Source organism: Dyadobacter sp. CY343 (assembly GCF_021390335.1).
Lineage (GTDB): Bacteria > Bacteroidota > Bacteroidia > Cytophagales > Spirosomataceae > Dyadobacter.
In genome coordinates this window covers 1039837-1061011 of sequence record NZ_JAJUXK010000004.1, presented here as the reverse complement: position 1 = coordinate 1061011, position 21175 = coordinate 1039837, and the positions used below count along the sequence as shown (strand labels likewise).

The following is a 21175-nucleotide window of genomic DNA, read 5'->3' as shown; positions in this document are numbered from 1 at the left end:
GTTTTGATAATTCGATTACTTATTAAGGACTTCCATATCGTTCAGCTCCGGCCCACCGCCGCGATTGGCCGAGCCAGCTGCGATAAATATCTTTTTGTTTAGAGACACAGCCTGCGTTCCATGCCGGCCCTGGTGCAGCGAAGGCATTTTCTCCCACTTATTAGTTTGAGGGTCAAATGCTTCTACTTCATTGTGCGCCTCCACATGCGCGTCACTTTCGCCGCCAATCACCAGAATTTTATTGTTGTAAACGACAGTCGTATTTCCCGCGCGCAAGGTTGGCAAGTTGTTTTCGGCAGGTAGCGTAGTCCATTTACTAGTTTTAAAGTCAAAAACGTCCACTTCCTTGATCACCGTATTCAATACCTGATTAATGCGCGCTGTTGAAAGCCGGCCGCCTGCTACATATAATTTGTTGTTTAAAACGGCTACTTGCACGTGATCTCTCGGTCGCGGCGCGTCGGGAAGTGTTTTCCAGGTTTCAGTTGCCGGGTCAAATTCATCGAACCAAGTCACCTGTCCGTCCCAGTGCCCATCCTGAATGCCGCAGACGAGGTAAATTTTATCATTCATCACAAATGCACCGGCTGCGCCTCTTCTCCGGTTTTCAGGAATAGAAGCGCCTTTTCGCCACTCGTTTTTAATCGGATTGAATATATAAATGTCGGGGATTGGTACTTCGTGCGGGTAGCTGCCGGTAAAAGCGCCCAGCACATAAATTTCGTTTTTGTAAGTGACCGCCTGAAAATGGCTCATTTCAAGCGGTGTTTGCGCCAGACTTGTCCATGAGTCTTTCTTGAAATCATATTCGTCGACCGCTTTCAAGCCGCGGCCGCCCAGAAGGTACAGCTTACCATTAGCGGTAGCCATCGCATTTTCATGTCTCTTTTGAGGAAGGTTTTCAGGCTCGGACACCTGCCACATCTGCGCCGGGGCAGTCAGGGAAAGCAGGTTGAAAAGCAGGATCGGGAATATTGATTTGTAGTATCTATTCATGATTTTAACGTTTAAATGAGCCGGTAGGGCACTATTTGAGCGTGCCATTTCAAGAAAACACTATCAAGGTACAATTATATTTTATAAAACCGAAAGACCAGCTGCTGGCTGGTCTTTCGGTTAATTTAGGTCAAAAAGTGGTCAATTTTTATGGCTTGTTTCCAGCGCCGGACTTTCAAATCCAAGCTTTTTCAGCCCAGTCTGAACATCCGGATCTTTCATAAATAACTTCCAGAGCAAACCCGTGCGATAGTTCTCGATCATCACAATGATCGGCCCCTGGTCAATAGCCAGATGCGACTTCGCGTACCAGTTCTGGGACTCATTGAATGCATCTACAAATCCATATTTACTCCAAATCTTGTCACCCAGATCGTCATAAAAGTGGCGTAATGCTTTCATGGATTCTTTAGGTGTATACGGGAATGAAGAAAGCGCCGCGGTGGGGGTTATCGTACCAAAATCGTTGGTAGGGGAATGTGCATTGTAACCGTTGTAAGTATCACTGGCAGTCAGTCCCCAGCTATTTTCTCCATATCCTTTGAATTTCCCGGGGTTTGCCACGCAGTGTTTATAGTTGATCAGGGTATGATTTACATTTTGCTCCCAATAATCTGCGTACTGGTCTTTCAGGTTTCGCGGGTCAAGTCCTACAAATGAATAGTGAGCAAAGAAAAGCGGGCCGCCAAAGTCAAAACCAAGCGGCAGTTTGACTCCGTGGAATTCTCTTCCATTTTTGAAATGGTCACTTTGTGCCCAGCATTTGTGATAAACCTGCGGAGCGATCGGGTAGCGCGGAGAAGATGCTGCCAGAATATAGGTGATCAGCGTTTCGTTGTAGCCCCGCAGCTCAAAATTCATTGCCCACCCGTGATTCGGACTCCAGTGCCAGTACAGCTGATTCGGATTTCCCTGCGTATACCAGTCCCACTCCGCCTCGTTCCAGATCCATTGAATGCGGTTTCTTAAATCTCTTTCCAGGTCATTATCCCTATCAAAGTACTGTCTTGCGGCTAATAGCCCCTGGAAAAGAAATGACGATTCAACCAGATCGCCGCCATCGTCTTTTCTGCCAAATGGGATCGTTTTACCCGTTGCTCCATTCAGCCAGTGCGGGAAAATACCGTGGTAGTGGTCCGCTTTGGAAAGAAATTTAACCATCTTCAATAGACGCGCCGCAACGGAATCCCGGGGCTGCCACTTTCTTTCAGCGGCAACGATCATCGCCATAATCCCAAAGCCAGTCCCGCCGGTGGTAACTACCTCATCGCCATAATCAAAAGCGATATTGCTCCGCTCGCGTGACATACCACTTACCGGGTGCCCAAATTCCCAGAAATAGCGGAAAGTTTGCTTTTGCACCAGTTCCAGCAATGCAGTATCGGAAAGGTTTTTGGGTCGGTCAGCTGCGTTGAAAGTCGCTGGCTTAGTAGTGGTTGCTTTCTTCTTTTGTGCCTGGCTATCCAATTTTGCAAATAGCAGTAGTATTCCCAGAATGTAATAGAAGGAAATTTTCATGATTGAGTTTTTAGGTAACACTTAATTGAGGTTCGGACTGGAAAATCCGAGCTTTTTCAAACCGGTCTTCACTTCCGGGGCGCTCATAAAAAGCTTCCACGGCAGCCCGCTGCGATGATTTTCGATCATAATCACGATCGGTCCCTGGTCGATCGCGAGGTAAGAATCTGCAAACCAAAGCTCATCGAGCGAAAATGCATCGTGAAATCCGTATGCTCCCCATAGTTTATCGCCGAGCTTGTAATAGAAGAATTTTAGCGCCTTCATGGATTCAGCCGGCGTGTAAGGAAATGCAGACAAAGCCGCTGTCGGCGCAATCACACCTTTGTCGTTTGTAGGAGAATTGGCATTATAACCGTCAGGAATATCGCTCGCCGTCAGTCCCCAGCATTGGTCACTATAACCTTCAAATCCCTGCGGATTGGCGATGCAGTAGTTATAGTTAATTAATGTATGATTTTTGTTTTGGGTAAAATAATCAGCGTACTGATCTGTAAGTCCCGTGGGATTCAATCCTAAAAAAGAGTAATGCGAGAAAAACAACGGACCTCCGTAAGCTTCACCGAGTGGCAGGTTAACGCCGTGATAGCTATTTCCATTTTTCAAATCGCCCGATCTTGCCCAGCCATTATCGTAAACTGCCTTTGAAATACCGTGAGTTGGCGATGAAGCCGCAAGCGCATAAGTGATCAGGCATTCATTCCAGCCGCGGATCTGGTGGTTCATTTCCCAGCCAAAATTCGGGCTCCAATGCCAGTAGAGCACATTTTCATTGTCTTTTTGAAACCAATCCCATTCAACACCCTCCCAGATTGCATTGATATCAGCTCGTAGGTCCATTTCAGCCGGGGTATTTGCACTGAAATATTGCCTGGCAGTAAGTAGGCCCTGCACCAAAAAGGCAGTTTCCACCAGATCAGCCCCATTATCCTTTTCACTGAACGGGACAACTGCACCGGTAGCACCATTTAACCAATGCGGAAATGCGCCATGAAACTTCTGCGTATTGTTTTTCAGAAATCCGGCGATCTTCTGCATTCTTTCCAAGCCCTGAGCACGCGTAATGAATTTTCTTTCTACCGCGATCGGAATCGTCATAATGCCAAATCCACTGCCGCCAGAGGTCACTATATCGCCGGAAGTATTACGCTCCCGCGCTAGTCCGCTCACCGGATGCGCAAATTCCCAGAAGTATTTGAAAGTTTGTTGCTGAACCAGGGTAAGCAGCGCTTCGTCAGATATAACCGGAAACTTGTTTGTCGTGGTATCCACCTTCGCCGGGGCGGCTGGTTTAGGGTTACTTTCCGTTTTACAGGAAACCCCAAACCAAACCATTAACCCGAAAAGAAAAAAATCTCTAAAACGCATTACAATATTCACTCATTCACTCATTCACTAATTCAATAATTCAGTCATTCAATCATTCAATCATTGCCCTCAGTACCCCGGATTCTGAACCAGAATACCTCCGCTTAGCTCGATCTCATTCTGAGGTATCGGCCAAACTTCATTTTTGTTAGGTTTCCAGCCTTTTGGGCCAAAAATCTGTGCAGCTCTTCCCTGGCGGATCACATCGAAATAGCGATCGTTTTCCATGGCAAGCTCCACGTGTCTTTCATGCCAGATCGCATTCCGCAAAGCTGCTTTGTTGGTAGTAGTAATCTTTGGAAGCACATTTTTCAAAGTACCTCTTGCGCGGGCACGCACCATTTCAAGCGAAGCAAGCGCCTGCGTTGTATTCCCTAGTTCGTTAGCTGCTTCTGCATTCATCAGTAAAACGTCTGCATAACGGATCACCCTGATATTCTGCTGGACTCCCTCGTTAAAACCAGACACGAACATACTGAATGGAACATACGATTTTTGATTATACATGGGGTTATCGCCAATTTTGGGGATCACGTCACCGGAAGGTGTAGTTTCGCCGCGGAAGATAATGGTCGCATCTCTTCTCGGGTCTCCGGTTTCAAAGGAATCAGCCAATGCTTCGGTAGGTACATTAAAACCCCAGCCACCTCCAACTACACCTCTTACTCCTTGAACCTGAGAGTACTGCGAGTTTGACGCGTCTTTATTTGCGGTGAACAGCTCATTCTGGATTTCGAAAATAGATTCGACAGAGTTCTCATTTGGAACCCGGAATAACGCATCATATTGAGGAAACAGCGAATACTGTCCAGACGTCATTACTGCGTTGGTCAGATCAAAAACCTGCTGCCACTTAGCCTGGTACATTGCCACTTTTGCATGGAGCGACTGTGCCGCTCCCTTCGTTGCGCGACCTACATCAGCTGCGCCATAATTGACTGGCAGCGTAGCAGCTGCATCCGTCAAGTCCTGTTCAATCGCCGCATAAACTTCCGCCTTTGGCGTGCGCGGCAAGTTGTATTCGGTCGCATCTTTCGGAATAGCCAATCGAAGAGGTACATCGCCAAACGCTCTTACAAGGCGGAAATACGAATAAGCGCGGATGAATTTCGCCTCCGCGATATAGCGCGCTTTGAGCGTTTCATCCATGCTGATCGCAGGAATGTTTGTAATTACCTGGTTGGCATAATTGATATTCTGGTATTGACCTTGCCAGAAACCACCCAGCTGCGCGTCATTGGAACTGACAACAAACCTGTCATAATCATTAAAAAACGTCGCGTCAGAGGCAGTTGAGCCTTTTTCAGCGTCATCAGAGCCAATATTCTCAATCGCGATCGCGGCGAATGCGGTATTGTTCCAGCCCCGAAGGTTAGCGTACATTGCATTCACAGCCTTGGTTGCGTCACCTTCATTTTGCCAAAAAACTGCTCCTGCCTGTTTTCCCTGCGGATCAGTGTCCAGGAAGCTTTCGTCACAAGCCGAAGGGATGATCAGCATACCGGCCAAGCCAAGATATAAGCTGGTTTTCCTGAGATGGTTTTTAAAATCTATATAATTCATGTTGATTCTGATGTTAGAAAGTAACATTGATACCGAAGTTATAAGTAGCCGAAAGCGGATAAACATTCGCGTCAATACCTGCCTGTGTAGGCTTGTTTTCATTTGCTCTCACTTCCGGCGATAAGCCTTTGTATTTGAAGAAGTTTAAAGCGTTTTGCGCATTTGCATACAACCTTAGTTTCCTGATTTTTAGCTTTTCATTGAAAGCTTGCGGGAAAGTATAACCCAGCTGGGCATTCCTAACCCGGAAATAGCTGCCGCTTTGAACAAAGAATGTATTCGGGAAATAGTTGGAGCCTCCACCAATGTTTGCAGAAGGGTAAGTATTCGAAGTTCCTTCTCCGTGCCAGCGGTTATCGAAATAATCTTTCGTGAAGTTCTCATTACCATATCTCCATCCCAGATTTGCATTGTAAACATCAACTCCCGATACTCCCTGGAAATCGAGCATTAAGTCAAATGCCTTGTAGTTCCAGTTGGTATTGATACCGTAAGTGAATTTCGGGTTTGGATTTCCGATCACCTGCCTGTCAAGCCCTGATATTGCACCATCAGGTACGCCCGCTGTTCCGCTGATATCGCGGTAGCGGAAGTCGCCTGGCTTTGCAGTTGGCTGTGCCGAGGCAGCGATCTCATCCTGATTCTGGAAAATGCCATCTACAATGTATCCGTAAAAAGAACCGATCGGATCGCCTACTCTGGTGCGGGTAGCCAATGCACCGCCAGTAAGTCCGACTCCGCCATCATAAATCGGATTGGCTCCGGAGGTTACAGCAAGTACCTTGTTATTATTGATCCCGCCGTTGAAGCCAATGCTGTAAGTAAGGTCTTTGCCGATTTCGTCTCTCCAGCTCAATGCAAATTCAAAACCTTTGTTCTCGAAAGTAGCCTGGTTGCCCACGATCCGGCCCGACTCTGTTCCGATTGAAGTAAGTACAGGAATGTCGAAAATAGCGCGTTCCGTTTTCTTGATATAATAATCCAGCTCAACAGTCAATCTCGATTTAAGGAAAGCAGCTTCCAAACCTAAGTCAGTACCAACTCCGCGTTCCCAAAAGGTAGTAGGAGGAATAATGGTGTTGATGCTCGCTCCCGTATTCAGCTGTCCGCCGAAAAAGGCTGCCAGATTACCGCCAGCGGCAACCGTGAGTGTCGACAAATTAGACGGGACAGATGCATTTCCTATTTTACCCCAGCTTCCTCTTACTTTCAGATTATCAAAGAAATTCTGGTTCTTCATAAAAGCCTCATTGCTGATCACCCAGCCAGCTCCTACCGAAGGGAAATAGCCCCAGGCATTTCCGCCCTGGAAGAATTTGGAAGAACCATCGGCGCGAAGAGATGCATTAAGTAAATAGCGGTCGCCGAAAGAGTAGTTAACGCGACCAAAGTAAGAAGCATAAGTCCCCAGATCACCTTCATCCACTACATTTCGTCCCTCTGTATTACCGAGCGCCAGGTATAAATCGCCCTCGCTGGTGTAAGGTACATTCAATGCAGAAGCAGTTAGCTTGTAAGATTGGTCACGTTGGGCAGACTGGCCCAAAAGTGCTGTGAAGTTATGCTGTCCAAATTCTTTGGTATAAGTCAAGGTATTCTCAAAAATCCAGTAGCGACTTTGCGGACGCGTGAAGCTCAACTGGCTGGTGTTATTGCGTTGCTTCAAAGTGGCAATGTATTCAGGATTGTAGAAGCGCGTTTCGTCCTGCGAGTACCTTCCACCCAAACTGGTTTTGAAAGTAAGCCCGTCGAAAATTGAAAGTTCGGCGTATGCATTACCTGTTAGCAGCGTTCTTTTGGTGTTTTGATTGAAATAATCAATGGTAACCTGTGGGTTAAAATTGTTAGCGTCACCCAGGTTAAAATCGTTTGGATCTCCGTAAGTACCGTCTGCATTGTAAACAGGAACAACTGGCCCAGCTGCATACAATTGGCGGAAAATGCCGCCCGCTTCGTCTTTCGATTTGCTGAAAGAACCAGTGGCAGTATACCCAACTTTCAGGCTTTTCAGAACCTGGAAATCATTTTGCAGACGTGCTGTGTAACGTTTGAAGTTATTTTTCTGAACAACTCCGTCCTGATCCAAATAGCCCAGTGAGAAGTTGAAAGTGGATTTTTCACCGCCGCCGCTGATCGAAAGCTGGTGGTTGGTCACTTTCGCAGTGCGTAGTATCTGATCATACCAGTCGGTACCTTCTCCGAACTGGTTCGGGTCGAGAATGTTTTCTTTCCCGTTGATATTGCTCAGCTCGTTCACCATGGTAGCGTACTCTTTGGCATTCGCCATTTTTACCTGGTTAGTCACTTTCTGGAAGCCTACAAATCCATTGTAATCCACTACCGCTTTGCCCGATTTTCCTTTTTTGGTGGTGATCAAAACAACACCATTTGCAGCGCGCACCCCGTAAATAGACTGGCTGGAAGCATCTTTCAAAATGTTCATGCTTTCAATATCACCTGAATTCAAAAAGCTGATATCGTCAAACCAAACACCATCAACCACATAAAGCGGATTTGCACTACCATAGGCGGTACCTACACCACGGATACGTATTTGCGGCGCCTCGCCTGGTTTACCCGAGTTGTTGATCTGAACACCGGCTACTTTTCCCTGCAAGCCGCTCACTGCATTCATGGAAGGCTGTTTGGAAATATCCTCACCTTTGATCTGCACCACTGAGCCAGTCACATCAAGCTTGCGCTGGGTACCATAACCCACCACAACCACTTCATTCAAAGCGCGGGCATCCTCCTGCAAACCTGCATTAATAACCGTTTGGGTGCCCACCGGAATTTCCTGGGCCACCATACCGATCATCGAGAATACAAGAACAGATTGCCCGGAAGGGACTTTGATCGCATAATTTCCTTCGGCATCGGTCGGGACACCGTTTGTAGTCCCTTTTATCAGAACACTGGCTCCCGGCAATGGTGAGCCGTCTGTCGCAGATGTCACTTTCCCTGTTACATCAATTTCCTGCGCATAGGATAGTGTTCCAAATGCCAGAAACAAGAGCATGTACAGAAGCCGTACGGTAGTTTTCATTTGGTATCAATTAGTTGATTGAACTATTAAAAGAATTAATTGTCTTCAAATTTAAATCCTAAGAATAGCGGAAATCAAAAAATGGACTACATCACCATTACATCACTGAGAATAATGCAAGGAAATTAGACAGCTAATGCGGTTTTGATACGGATTAGTACAATGGGTCAAACGTCCATCATGAACTCAACGAGATTGGCATCCATACCTAACCCCAGTTTTTTCCGGAGCCGGTAGCGCTTTATTTCTACACCCCGGACAGAAATCCCCAGCACTGGTGCCATTTCTTTGGTGGATAAATTCATGCGCAGGCAGGCTGCAAGTCTGAGTTCGGAAGGGGAAATGGTCGGAGAAATTTGTCTTAACCTTTTGAAGAATTGCTCGTGGACTTCATCGAAATTTTGCTCGAATAAAAGCCAGTCATCTTTGCCGGCGACATTGCGTTCAATACTATGCAGAAGTTTCTGGTAATGGATATTCGGAAGTTGTTGTCCGAGCTCTGCTTTCACCTGTTTCAGTTCACTGCTGATCTCTTCTAATATCTCGTTTTTCCTGACCACATTGATCGCCACGTTGCTCAGCTGCTGACTTTTGCTCTGGATCTCACTTTGCAACTTTTCATTTTGAATCTGCATAATCTGCCTTTCGCTGGACAGCCGCTGTTGCCGCAGTTTCTCTTCCTGCTCTGCAATGAGCCTCTTGCGATGTCTGGCCAGCCTTTTTTCCTGATAAAAAATGAGGCCGATCAGGGCGACTGCGATCAGGAAAGCAAAGAGTATACGGGCAAAGATGGTTTCCCGCCAACGGGGCTGCACACTGAATTGGTAAGAGGTAACCAGGTCATTCAGGCTGCTGCGCACCTCAAATACGTAATCGGCAGATTCCAGATTGGTAAATTCAACAAAACTCTGGTCCGTCCATTCCGACCATTGGTCGGTTAGCCCGCGCAGCCGGTACCGGTATTGCACGCTGCGGCCATATTCGGGCAACGCATAATTGATCCGCAATGCGCGGACTTCGGCAGGTAATGCAGGATTTCCCGAAATGCGGAACGTTTCCGCGAGATTTCTCAGATTGGATACTTTTCTGACGATAGGTGCCGAGTCGATTGCGCCTGCGTCTATATTGGAGGAACGATCGTAAAGTGCGTAACCATTGTCAAGGCAAAAGAAGTAGTGATTATTTGTGAGCGGAATGATCGTTTCGGTATTCCTGATCAGCTTTAACGACAGCTGTTTCGGGCTTTGCCCCGAGGAATATAGCGTTACCCGGTTCATAAATACCTTAAACCAGTCGTCGCCAATACCTGTGCGGACCTTGAAAGGCTCGTCTTCCGGGGTAAAATCGATACTGTTTTTGAGCGACTGGGCGGGGCCGGGTTCCAGGAATTTATTTCCCGAACGGATATGTATCTTGTTTTTCCATTTGAATATTTCCACTGAAAATTCGCTCGGAATATGATCTGGCGACTTAAATTCTTTCCAGGCCACGGCCGAATCCAGCCGTGGCGTGAGCTCTGCTGAAAAAAGTCCTTTATAAGCGTGCGCAAGCCAGAAAAGCCCGTTTTCATCGCGAACGATCTGCCGGATAGGCGTCGGCGGCACGCCGCGGACACGATGTGCATAAGTCCACAGTCCATCCTTATTTTTTTTATAAGCGTGCAAACCGTTGTAGGCGCCTTGCAAAAGCAAAGTGTCATTTCCGCTTGCAATTGGAAGCATTACCCAACCGCCAGTGATATTCGAGATCTTACGTGCACCTTGTTCGTCAATCCTGTAAGTAGCATCGTTGTGCCCGCAGAGGAGCTGGTCGTTAAAAACTTTCAGCATCCAGGTCTGTCCTTCCAGCCCAGGTACTGCCCGGAACGGTTCAGAAGAGGGCCATTTTTTAACAAAAACACCTTTATTGGAGCCGACATACAGTCGTCCGTGCCAGAGCGCCGCTGCGTAAGTCGAGCCAAGCGGGTTATCATTGGTCTGATAAGAGATAATCGGCGAGGACATTTCAGCCAGACTGATTCCCTGGTCCATTCCGATCCAGAGTTTCTTGCGGTTATCCTCGGCAAGCGCGATCACCGTGTTGTTTTGAAGGCCTGTTTCTTTGTTAAACTGATATTTGAAATCGCCGTTTTTCGAGATAATATATGCGCCATTCTGAATGGTACCGATCGCGATGCTGCTGTCGCGGGAGAGGATGATAGCTTTGTTAATAATATTCTTTTTGAGCTCCCCGGCCAAGGGAATGCTCCACGGGTGAAGCCCGCCGTTTTCCCAGATAAGCAATCCGTTTTTGGTGGTAGTAATTAAAATCCTCCCGCGTGAAAGTGGCAGTAGGGAAGTTACAATGGTGGAAGAAAGTGCGTCTGTGCCTGGCAAACTCACAAATTTCTCTCCTTTCAATTCGTATAGCCCGCGGTCGATCACGTGGATTAGAAGCCTGTTGTGGACATATCTCAGGAACATGAAATTTCCTTCCGCTTCCATTTCAATCAGATTTTTTCCGTCGTACCGGTAAATTTTGGCAAAAGACTGAAAGTAGATATAGTCTGGTGTTTTCAATATGTGCCAGATCTCTTCGGTCTTCAAACTTTTGAAATTGGCGCTTTTGCTCAGTGAATTATATTTAAGCTGCCCGTCTGCTTCTTTTCGCCAGTAGCCGAATTCAGCAAAACCGCCTACATAAATTCGCTGTTCTTTGGCTGATCCGTCGCATAATACTGCCCGCACGATCTGTCCGTCGGGCAATGGGTACAGCTTCCAGGATGCACCGTCATATTCCATCAGCCCGTCGGAATTGGCCGCATAAATGACTCCGTCGGAGCTTTGGCTGATTGCCCAGTTCTGGTTATGCGCCTTATATTCGGAGGAAAAAAAGTTGATAAGCGGAGGTGTTTCCTGGGCGAATGCCGGGAAGAAAAATAACAAGAATGCAAGTATAGCCCCACCAGAACCTGCCTTATGATTTAGGTTACGGATAGAAAAAGAATAGCGTGCGTAACGGTTTGAAGCCGTGCTTGACATCATTTTAATAAACTTTAAATATCGTTTCAAGTCTTAGCTGAAAGCTGAATGCGCTATTCGCCAGTGAAAACAATAACACTTTTAAATGAAAAAAGTACTCTCTTTAATTTTGCTAAGTTCGTCTATTTCATGGGCGCAGGTTAAACCGTCAAATGATAACACACGGTCGGATCTCCGCTACAATCTTAACGAATCGGGTTCACATTATGTAAAGGCAACTTTTACAAACCAGGCCTGGTTCCGGTTCAACGAAAACAACCCCGGAACTACTGTCACCGGCGACCCGAAGACCAACACTTTTGACATCGGATTGCGCAGGACGCGTCTGCAATTATTTGGCCAGATCACCGACCGTATATTCTTTTATACCCAATTCGGGATGAACAACTTCAACAAGGTCAGCGCATTTCCTGCTTACAATACAACCGGCACGCCCAGTAACAGAAAAGTGGCTGCTTTTTTTCATGATGCATTGGGTGAATATGAAGTCCAGCGCAAAGGCACCAACTTTATCCGTTTCGGTGGTGGCCTGACGATCATGAACGGTCTGTCGCGTTTTTCACAACCCAGCATCGGCTCCATCATGACACTCGATGTGCCCGTTTTTGCGCAGGCGACCGTCGATCAAACCGATCAGTTTTCGAGAAAACTGGCAGTTTACAGCCGCGGCCAGATCGGGAAAATCAACTATCGCGTGGCATTAGCCGATCCTTTTCCTTTGGAAACGAGCGGTGCTGTTCCTCCGGCGATCAATCAGAATGCAGCATTTTCACAACGAAAAAATCATAAGCAGTTCGATGCATTGCTGGTTTATAACATTTTTGACACGGAGGATAATACCACGCCCGGCTACATGACCGGTACCTATCTCGGAAAGCGCAAGGTGTTCAATATAGAAGCCGGGATTATTACTCAAAAGAATGCGACCTGGCGAAGGGAAGCGACCGATACACTTTACAGCAATATGAATCTCTGGTCGGTGGCCGCTTACCTGGATATGCCGCTCAATGCACAAACGGGAAGTGCTGTTTCTGCTTATCTGGGCTATTTCGGCACTGATTACGGGAAGGGTTATCTGCGTTACAATGGAATTATGAATCCTGCTACCGGTACTACCCAGCCAATTGCAGGGGTAGGAGGTACGCACGGAAATGCATACCCGATGTTTGGGACAGGCAGTGTGATCTATTCTCAGGCCGGCTATAAATTTAAAGACGGATTACTCGGTAGTCAAGGTACATTAATGCCTTACGCTTCCTTGCAATGTGCAGATTACGAGCGCCTTCGTGACGGAATGAATGTGTACAATGTGGGTGTAAACTGGCTGATTAAAGGTCACACCGGTAAAATGTCGCTGAACTACGAAAACCGGCCGGTGTACCGCAATAGCAGCAATGCAAATGAGCTGGAAGCGAATGGAAGGCGCGGCGCGTTTACTTTGCAGTACCAGATTTCGATATAGTATTTGTAAAAACAGGGAGCCGGTTTGTCAGCAGACCGGCTCCTTGGTTTTTGCTAGAAATTAAAATTTAATCTCGCAAAAACATACCGGCCATTTACCCCCATTTGCTGCACGCGGCGAGAGTACACAAAACGGCCCAGACTCACATTTCCGGAATGTAAGTGTTTGTCCTGATACACATCAAATACATTATTTGAGCCCAGCGAAATGTTAATTCCCTTGGTTAGATTGTAATTCACTGCAATATCAGTGACGATTTTCGCACCGAAAGTCTGGTCTAACGTTTCCTTTTGTCCGGTTAAAGTATTGACCGGCCAGGTATCCGGCTTGGTCGGATCGATAGTCGGATCCCAATAGGTTACCTCGCCAAAACGCACTGCACGGAGCATCACGCCCAGTTTTCCCACATTGTAATTAATAGTAAGGCTCTGTTTGTTTTTCGGGCTCGCGATCTCGAAGCGGCTCATATCTTCCCGGTTGAAATACGTATTCACCTGATTGGTTTTTACCAAAATATCGGAAGCATGGATAATCGGCTTTCCGCTCGCGTCTTTCTTTACCTTATTCTGAATGAATGTACCTGCCAAAACGGCCCGCAAAGATTGAGTTCCGCCGAATTTGGTATTGTAGGATAGCACAGCCTCGATACCTCTTGACCGCGTGTCTACCGCATTCGAGAAGAAATTGGCAGTAGTTGCATTTGCGGCGGTGAGTTGTGCTTTTAATGTCGCATTACCGCCGTCGTTGAAATTATTTGTCAAAACGATCCTATTGTCGATATCGATCTGGTACGCGTCGACAGTCAGTTCAAATGCATTGGCCAGCTGGATCGTAGTCCCGACTGTAAAGCTCTGCGAAGTTTCCTGTTTCAGCTTAGGTATCCCCAGGATTTCTGCTGGCCGGCTGTCGTTTGTGAAAGTTCCGCTTTCCTGTGCGACCTGCTGGCCGTTTTGGGTTACAAAAAGGGTATTGGTTTTGGCATAATACCGCTGCTGCAAAGAAGGTGCACGGAAACCACTGCTGGCGGAGGCGCGCAATGCAATCCCGTCGGTAAACTTGTAGCGCGATGCAAGCTTGTAATTGAGGGTATTTCCAAAATCGGAATAATTCTCGAAACGCAGCGCGCCGCTCACGACCCACGCTTTGGTAATGTCCTGCTCCAGATCAAGATAGCCTGCGATGCTGTTGCGGGAATGCGAACCCGCATTTTGAGGGAAGAATCCTGAAAATACTTGCGCGCCTGCGGCTACTCCGGCTGCCACATCGTAGTTTTTATAAGAAGCTTCTTCGCCGGCTGTAATTGTATACTTTTCGGTACGCTGCTCGGCGCCGATCGCAACATTTAAACCTTCCAAAACCTCGAACTTGCGACCCAGATCCGCGTTAATCGTGTTTTGGGAAAAGCCATTTCCACCTGCATTAAACTTCGTCCGAATGCTCGTCCCGGTATTGACTTGCGTATAATTGATGGAATTTGAGATATTATAATCAAAATCATTTTTGCCGAAAGTATTGCTGAGATCAAACTTCCATTGACCCAACTTTCCCCTTAGTCCTCCCGCCGCAGAAATATCAGTGACGTCGCTATTGATTTCAGGTAAAAAGCCATTCGGGTACATCGCAAAAACAGTAGGGCGCACTATGGCAGGTACTGAGTTGGGATACCGATAAAATCCGGCTGCATTTCCTTTCTTATTATTATAACCTCCAAATGCATAGAGTTCGATATTGTTAGACAAAGGAATACTCGCATTCAGCACAACCCCGCCGCCATTTACTTTGGAGTTTCCAATACGCATATCAAAGTCATTTCGGGTTAACCCTTTCTCGCCAAGTAGCTGATCATCGACCACTTTTCCGTCGACCGCCGGGAAAATCTGTCCGGTGTAAGTGCCTGTCCGGTTAGTAGCTTCCCGGTTGACGTATTCGCCGGTTATATTCAAGAAACCTTTCTGGCCGATTTTCAAGCCATAATTCAGTCCGATTTGTGCGGTACCCCCGTCGGAAATATTAATGGATTCATCCTTTCCGTAATTGATCACATAATCTTTATCATAACTCGTCACATTCTGCCCGTAAGAAACATTTCCGCTTAATCCTGTCCTCGATTTCAGAATGATATTGATCACGCCGGCGATCGCGTCGGAACCGTATTGGGCGGCCGCACCGTCACGAAGGATCTCGATTTTGTCAACAGCCGTGGCGGGGATCGCATTTAAATCGGTACCTACTGTTCCGCGGTTGACAGTACCATTTACATTGACGAGTGAAGATTGGTGCCTTCTTTTTCCATTTACCAAAACCAAAACCTGATCCGGCCCGAGTCCACGCAACTGGGCGGGGTCAATATGGTCGGAACCGTCGGAAATAGTCTGCCTTGAAGATTGGAATGAGGGAGCGACGTAGGTCAGGATCTGGTTGATATCCACTTGTCCGACGTTATTTGTGATTTGTGAAACCGGAATAATATCCACCGGCACAGGCGAGTCGATGCGGGAGCGGCCACCGCTCCGAGATCCTGTTACCACGATCTCGCTAAGTAGTTCTGATGATTCACTCAGCGTGATGTTGAGCACAGGCGACCGTCCAGAGGTCACCTCGATCGGGACGATTTTCGGTGTGTAGCCGATAAATGAAATCACGAGCTTATAAGAACCGTCGGCTGCGTCGAGCGAAAAGCTTCCATCGGAATCGGTGACCGTACCCATGTTCGTTCCCTGTATGAGAAGCGAAACGCCGGGTAATCCTGTGCTATTCTTTTCCTCAAAAACCGTCCCTTTAATGGCCTGCGAAAACGCAGAGGAAGAGGCAACGAAAGCGAGTAGTGCAAGTAGTGCTGTTTTCATGCGAAAGTGTGTTTAATGTAAGAAAATGAGATGAAAGTGTAATTTTATGTATAAACCTTTATATTATTCGAATTAATTTATCGAGAAGGAATGTTTTGAAAAAACAAAAAGACAGAAAAAAGCCGGCTCGCTAGGACGGGCCGGCTGGTATGCTAAATCAAGTATTTTTATAAACTCAAAGCACCATTCATTGAGCGAACGGCTTCTGCTGACTTTTCAAAGGCTGCTTTTTCTGCATCGCTCAAACGGAGGTTGATGATTTTCTCCCAACCGCTTCTGCCCAATACGACAGGTACACCCATACAAATGTCTTTCTGGCCATATTCACCATTGAGGTAAACACTGCAAGGCACAATGCGTTTCTGGTTGCGAACTATACTTTCAACCAACATCATCGTAGCCGCTCCCGGCGCATACCAGGCCGAAGTTCCAATCAGTTTAGTTAAAGTTGCACCGCCCACCATCGTGTCGGCCGCCACTTTTTCGAGTTGTTCAGCCGACAGAAAACGGCTTACCGGGATACCATTGTACGTCGCCAGGCGGGTAAGTGGGATCATGGTCGTGTCGCCGTGGCCACCGATCACCATTCCGTGGATATCAAGCGGGGAAACGTCCATTGTCATTGCCAGATAGGTTTTGAAACGTGCGCTATCCAGCGCGCCGCCCATTCCGATCAGTCTTTTCTTTGGAATACCCGACTCTTTCAATGCGAGATAGGTCATGGTGTCCATTGGATTGGAAACCACGATGATGATTGCTTTGGGCGAATATTTAAGGATATTTTCAGTAACTCCTTTTACGATTCCAGCATTGATGCCGATCAATTCTTCCCTGGTCATACCCGGCTTACGAGGCAGGCCGGACGTGATCACCACTACATCCGATCCCTTTGTTTTTTCGTAATCGTTTGTAGAGCCGATCGGTTTGGTATTAAACCCGAGTAAAGCTGCTGTTTGATAGATATCCAGGGACTTACCTTCACTCACGCCTTCCTTGATATCGAGCAGTACGACCTCTTCTGCCAGTTCACGACGAATAATATTATCGGCAGTAGTTGCACCGACGGCGCCTGCACCTACAACAGTGATCTTCATAGGGAAATATGGTTAATTGAATAGAAACTAATGCTTTTTAAATTTTCTCCTAAAAGTAGAACACATAATTTGTTAATACCAAGGGGAATGGGATTTTTTGGCAGATAAAGTAAGCGGGGTGATCCAAAATGCAATTTTTTACGTATTTTGATAGTTATATTGCCACAACGAACCACTTTTTTCTGCTTAATATAACGAATGACCAACCCATGATTTCACGTATTTTACAGTCGATTTTCTTTAAAAGTGCAACAGGAAAAGCCGGGCGTTATGCTAAAAATTCCGGCCGTTTATTTCAACTGGCTAAGGAAGTAGTAGGCAAGTTGCAGCGGGTAGGAGTAAAGGGAAATTTGTCCGAATTCCAACACAGTGTGCAGTTGCTGATCAGGATGGTCAGGGCGTATGCTTCGGGACAGTACCGCCACCTTCCCTGGAAAAGTTTGCTTTCGGTCGTCGCGGTACTGATCTATTTTGTCTCGCCGCTTGATCTTATACCCGATTTTTTACCTTTTGTTGGTGTCACTGACGACATTGCTTTAGTGGTTTGGCTGATGAAAACTTTGAGTGACGATATCAGCAAATTCGGGGCTTGGGAAAAGCAGGAAAAAACGATTAACATAGGATAAAACAGAACCTTTTAGTAGTTTCTGTAGAAAAGAATTTTTATTTTTGTAAACATTATAAAAGAAACAGATATGGAATCAGCAACCGTTTTGGCATTTATGGGATTAGGTGGACAGGAAATATTTTTCGTTGCCTTGTTCGTTCTACTCTTCTTCGGTGCGAAGAAAATTCCTGAATTGATGCGCGGTTTGGGGCAGGGTATCAATGAATTCAAAAACGCTTCAAAAGACGTTAAGGAGAATATTGAAAAAAGTATGGAAGACCCCAAATAACGCTTCCATCATATCGAAGGTATAACCAGAGCCTTTAAGCTAATCCCTTAATGGCTCTGATTATTTATTTACAACCCCACAAATAATTTACATTGAAAGAGTATCTGACGCTAGCCGAGATTCAGGAAGATTTGCGTGAAGACGGTTTGACGTGCGTCAAGTTAGTGGAGCATTATTTACAGAAAATAGAGTCCAATTCCCACCTGAATGCTTTCGTCGAAGTGTACGCGGACGAGGCAAGATCAACAGCCGCCGTTGTAGATGCCAAACTGGCTAACGGAACCGCTGGCAGACTGGCAGGAATGGTAATAGGGATCAAGGATGTCCTTTCTCATAAAGGTCATGGTTTGCAAGCCGCAAGTCAGATTCTCGACTCTTATCAGGCGCCATTTACAGCAACCGCTGTGCAAAGGCTCATCGATGAAGACGCAATTATAATAGGTCGTCAAAACTGTGATGAGTTTGCAATGGGTTCTTCCAATGAAAATTCATCTTTCGGTCCGGTATTGAATGCGGCTGATAATTCCAAAGTCCCCGGCGGATCTTCGGGTGGCTCAGCAGTTGCGGTTCAGGCTGGATTGTGCCACGCTTCGTTGGGAAGCGATACCGGCGGATCTGTCCGTCAGCCAGCAGCATTTTGCGGCGTGGTGGGAGTTAAACCTTCGTATGGAAGAATATCGCGATACGGATTAATCGCCTATGCATCTTCATTCGATTGCATCGGCCCGATCACAAAAAGCGTTTCAGATGCAGCATTGTTACTGGAAATTATGTCCGGCGACGATGATTATGATAGTACAGTTTCTACAAAAGAAGTGCCTGCCTATTCAGCATCTTTGAACTGGGAAGGGAAAGCGAGAATCGGGTATATTCAGGATACGCTTGAAAATGAGGCTATTTCTGTTGATATTCGCCAGCGGACACAAGATGTTCTCGATCGCCTGCGGGCGGAGGGGCATGAAGTTGTGCCGGTGGAAATTCCGCTGCTTGATTCTCTTTTACCAACTTATTATATCCTGACCACCGCTGAGGCAAGTTCTAACTTGTCAAGGTTCGACGGGGTTAGATATGGTCACAGGAGCGCAGAATCGACGGATTTGGAAAGCATGTACAAAAAAACGCGTACAGAAGCTTTCGGGCCGGAAGTGAGGAGAAGGATTTTGCTGGGTACTTTTGTATTGAGCGCAAATTACTACGACGCATACTATACCAAGGCACAACGCGTTAGAAGATTGGTGCGGGAGGAAACGAACAGGTTTTTTGAGCAGTTCGATTTCTTTATTTCCCCGGTCACTCCTACAACAGCTTTTACAATAGGTGAGAAAACAGAAGATCCGTTACAAATGTATCTTGCTGACGTTTTCACTGTGCAGGCGAATGTGGTAGGGAATCCGGCAATTGCCGTTCCAAATGGCTTCGATCAACAGGGAATGCCAATTGGAATTCAAATAATGGCTCCTTATTTTGGTGAGGAAAAAATGCTGGCTTTTGCCGACTACCTGACCAGGCTAAATCAAAAGGTTGCCGAGAAATACAGTGCGAATCAGGAAGTTTAAATTTTTTTAAACCCTTACCTGAGGAGCAGAGACAGTATTTTACCAAATGTTGTAAGAAAATAATCGTGCCAGAATAAGAGGCGGTTACCCGAAATTATTCTGATGAGCGAATTTTTGTGATTATATAATAGAATGTATTAAAGATTATTCCGATTCATCAGGAAAACAGGTAATAGCCATTGAAACCGTGAATTGATTAACCTTCAAAAAACATTTAATTAATGAGGCTTTCTAAAAAAGTATTGTGGCTCGGAGCCATGTGTGCAGGATTCTGGAACACGCCTTCTACGGCTGAAATTCCACAGGAGAAATTAACATTCGAGCCAGATACACTTAAGACAGAAACCGCGGCGGAAGCAACGCTTTTGCCCTACCTGCCGGAAGTGGAGGAAATCGGACCCAATCCATCGGTTCCTCAGGAGTTGCTTAAAAAACGTTTTGCCAAGCTGGAAAAGTCAATTCCGCTTACTTATCATAAGTCTTCCCACGAGTTCGTAGAGTATTTTATCTATCGAAAGGCTGAGTTTACGCAGACCATGATGGAGAAAATGCCTTTGTATTTTCCCATGTTTGAGAAAGCACTCGCGAAACACGGACTTCCTACCGAACTGAAATATCTTTCCATGATCGAGTCGGGCTTAAATCCGACCGTGATTTCCCACGCAAGAGCGGGTGGTTTGTGGCAGTTTATGCCGGCTACCGGTCGTGAGTTTGGGTTATATCAGGATAAATATATCGATGAGCGCTTTGAACCTGTAAAAGCTACCGAGGCCGCTTGTCTATACCTTAAACAACTATATCGCATATTTGGAGATTGGGAGCTTGCATTAGCTTCCTATAATACCGGCCCGGGAAATGTAAAGCGCGCAATGCGCCGGTCGAGAGGTACCACTTTCTGGACTATTTATAATGTACTGCCAAGAGAAACAAGGTCTTACGTGCCGCAATATGTAGCGATGAACTACATGATGAACTACGGCAACGATCACGGCATTTTCCCTAAGAACACCGAGTTCCAGATCCCAAATGATACGATACATGTAAACGGCTATCTTGATCTGGTGGCGCTTTGCGAGCAGAGCAATATGAGCTTCGAGGAACTCAAAAAGCTTAATCCGCAAATCACTAAAACCTCACTGCCTCAGCAAACGCGCGATTTCGTTCTGAAAGTGCCGAGTGTACAATATACCTACTTCCTCAGCAACAGGGACTCTATCATGGTTGCCTGCACAGGCGGAAAAGTTCTGGATGGTACCCTGCTTGCAAAAGCGGATAGTAACAGAACCGATTCACTGGGAGTTAATAAAACTTTCCCGTATGCACTGGTAAGCAACGATACTTCTTCGGATGAGGAGGAAGAAGCGGAACCAGAACCAGAACAGACTGTGTCGAGGAACAAAACCCGGAAAACCACACATACCGTTCGTCGCGGAGAAACTTTGTCTACTATCTCCCGCAAATACCGAGTGAGCGTGGCTGATCTAAGAAAATGGAACCACATCCGCAGATCTGCGATCGGCAGAGGGCAGCGCCTGGTGGTTTACAAAACCATGAAGGAAACCGCTCCCGCAGCAAAAGTCGCAGTTGCTACTTACCGTGCGGAAGAGCAGGCTGCAAATCCGGCACGGCATACCAGAAAGCGTTACCATACAGTTCAAAGAGGCGATACGCTCTGGATCATATCTCAGCGTTACGGACTGGAAATCGGCCAGCTTAAAAAACGTAACAATATTCGCGGAAACTCCATTAAGCCTGGTCAAAAACTGATCATTTCGACCTAAAAATCAACACTACCAAGTACACATACTAT

13 protein-coding genes are annotated in these 21175 nt (G+C 46.4%); 5 read left to right on the top strand and 8 right to left on the bottom strand.

Annotation, left to right across the window (positions count from 1 at the left end; genetic code table 11):
* Positions 1-15: 15 nt before the first annotated feature.
* The 6 genes from LZG94_RS16465 to LZG94_RS16440 all read right to left on the bottom strand — a co-directional run bounded on the left by LZG94_RS16465 (position 16) and on the right by LZG94_RS16440 (position 11514).
* Complete coding sequence (locus LZG94_RS16465; protein ID WP_233792920.1) at positions 16-996, bottom strand: kelch repeat-containing protein; 981 nt, start codon at positions 994-996, stop codon at positions 16-18.
* 141 nt (positions 997-1137) lie between these two features.
* Entirely contained in the window at positions 1138-2514 is a 1377-nt protein-coding gene (locus LZG94_RS16460) for a glucoamylase family protein (protein ID WP_233792919.1), read from the bottom strand.
* 21 nt (positions 2515-2535) lie between these two features.
* Positions 2536-3882: a glucoamylase family protein gene (locus tag LZG94_RS16455; RefSeq protein ID WP_310589873.1), complete on the bottom strand. Its 1347-nt coding sequence runs from the start codon at positions 3880-3882 to the stop codon at positions 2536-2538.
* Between the two features lie 69 nt (positions 3883-3951).
* On the bottom strand, positions 3952-5445 hold the full coding sequence (locus LZG94_RS16450; protein WP_233792918.1) for a RagB/SusD family nutrient uptake outer membrane protein: 1494 nt from the start codon (positions 5443-5445) through the stop codon (positions 3952-3954).
* A 13-nt stretch (positions 5446-5458) separates the two neighbouring features.
* On the bottom strand, positions 5459-8491 hold the full coding sequence (locus tag LZG94_RS16445) for a TonB-dependent receptor (RefSeq protein ID WP_233792917.1): 3033 nt from the start codon (positions 8489-8491) through the stop codon (positions 5459-5461).
* A 167-nt stretch (positions 8492-8658) separates the two neighbouring features.
* Positions 8659-11514 (bottom strand): two-component regulator propeller domain-containing protein, encoded by a 2856-nt coding sequence (locus LZG94_RS16440; RefSeq protein WP_233792916.1) that lies wholly within the window; start codon positions 11512-11514, stop codon positions 8659-8661.
* An 82-nt stretch (positions 11515-11596) separates the two neighbouring features.
* Between LZG94_RS16440 and LZG94_RS16435 the strand changes: the two genes are divergently transcribed.
* Positions 11597-12973: a hypothetical protein gene (locus LZG94_RS16435; RefSeq protein WP_233792915.1), complete on the top strand. Its 1377-nt coding sequence runs from the start codon at positions 11597-11599 to the stop codon at positions 12971-12973.
* Between the two features lie 53 nt (positions 12974-13026).
* Here LZG94_RS16435 and LZG94_RS16430 read toward each other — a convergent pair whose 3' ends face one another.
* Both LZG94_RS16430 and mdh read right to left on the bottom strand, forming a co-directional pair.
* On the bottom strand, positions 13027-15819 hold the full coding sequence (locus tag LZG94_RS16430) for a TonB-dependent receptor (RefSeq protein ID WP_233792914.1): 2793 nt from the start codon (positions 15817-15819) through the stop codon (positions 13027-13029).
* Positions 15820-15986: 167 nt separating this feature from the next.
* On the bottom strand, positions 15987-16913 hold the full coding sequence (gene mdh / locus LZG94_RS16425) for a malate dehydrogenase (RefSeq protein ID WP_233792913.1): 927 nt from the start codon (positions 16911-16913) through the stop codon (positions 15987-15989).
* 209 nt (positions 16914-17122) lie between these two features.
* Here mdh and LZG94_RS16420 point away from each other — a divergent pair, with 209 nt between their 5' ends.
* The 4 genes from LZG94_RS16420 to LZG94_RS16405 all read left to right on the top strand — a co-directional run bounded on the left by LZG94_RS16420 (position 17123) and on the right by LZG94_RS16405 (position 21146).
* Complete coding sequence (locus LZG94_RS16420) at positions 17123-17539, top strand: YkvA family protein (protein WP_233792912.1); 417 nt, start codon at positions 17123-17125, stop codon at positions 17537-17539.
* Positions 17540-17608: 69 nt separating this feature from the next.
* Positions 17609-17809 (top strand): twin-arginine translocase TatA/TatE family subunit, encoded by a 201-nt coding sequence (locus LZG94_RS16415; RefSeq protein ID WP_215234106.1) that lies wholly within the window; start codon positions 17609-17611, stop codon positions 17807-17809.
* A 92-nt stretch (positions 17810-17901) separates the two neighbouring features.
* Positions 17902-19365, top strand: a complete 1464-nt coding sequence (gene gatA, locus LZG94_RS16410; protein ID WP_233792911.1) for an Asp-tRNA(Asn)/Glu-tRNA(Gln) amidotransferase subunit GatA — start codon at positions 17902-17904, stop codon at positions 19363-19365.
* Positions 19366-19586: 221 nt separating this feature from the next.
* Positions 19587-21146, top strand: coding sequence for a lytic transglycosylase domain-containing protein (locus tag LZG94_RS16405; RefSeq protein ID WP_233792910.1), 1560 nt, complete (start codon positions 19587-19589; stop codon positions 21144-21146).
* Positions 21147-21175 lie beyond the last annotated feature (29 nt).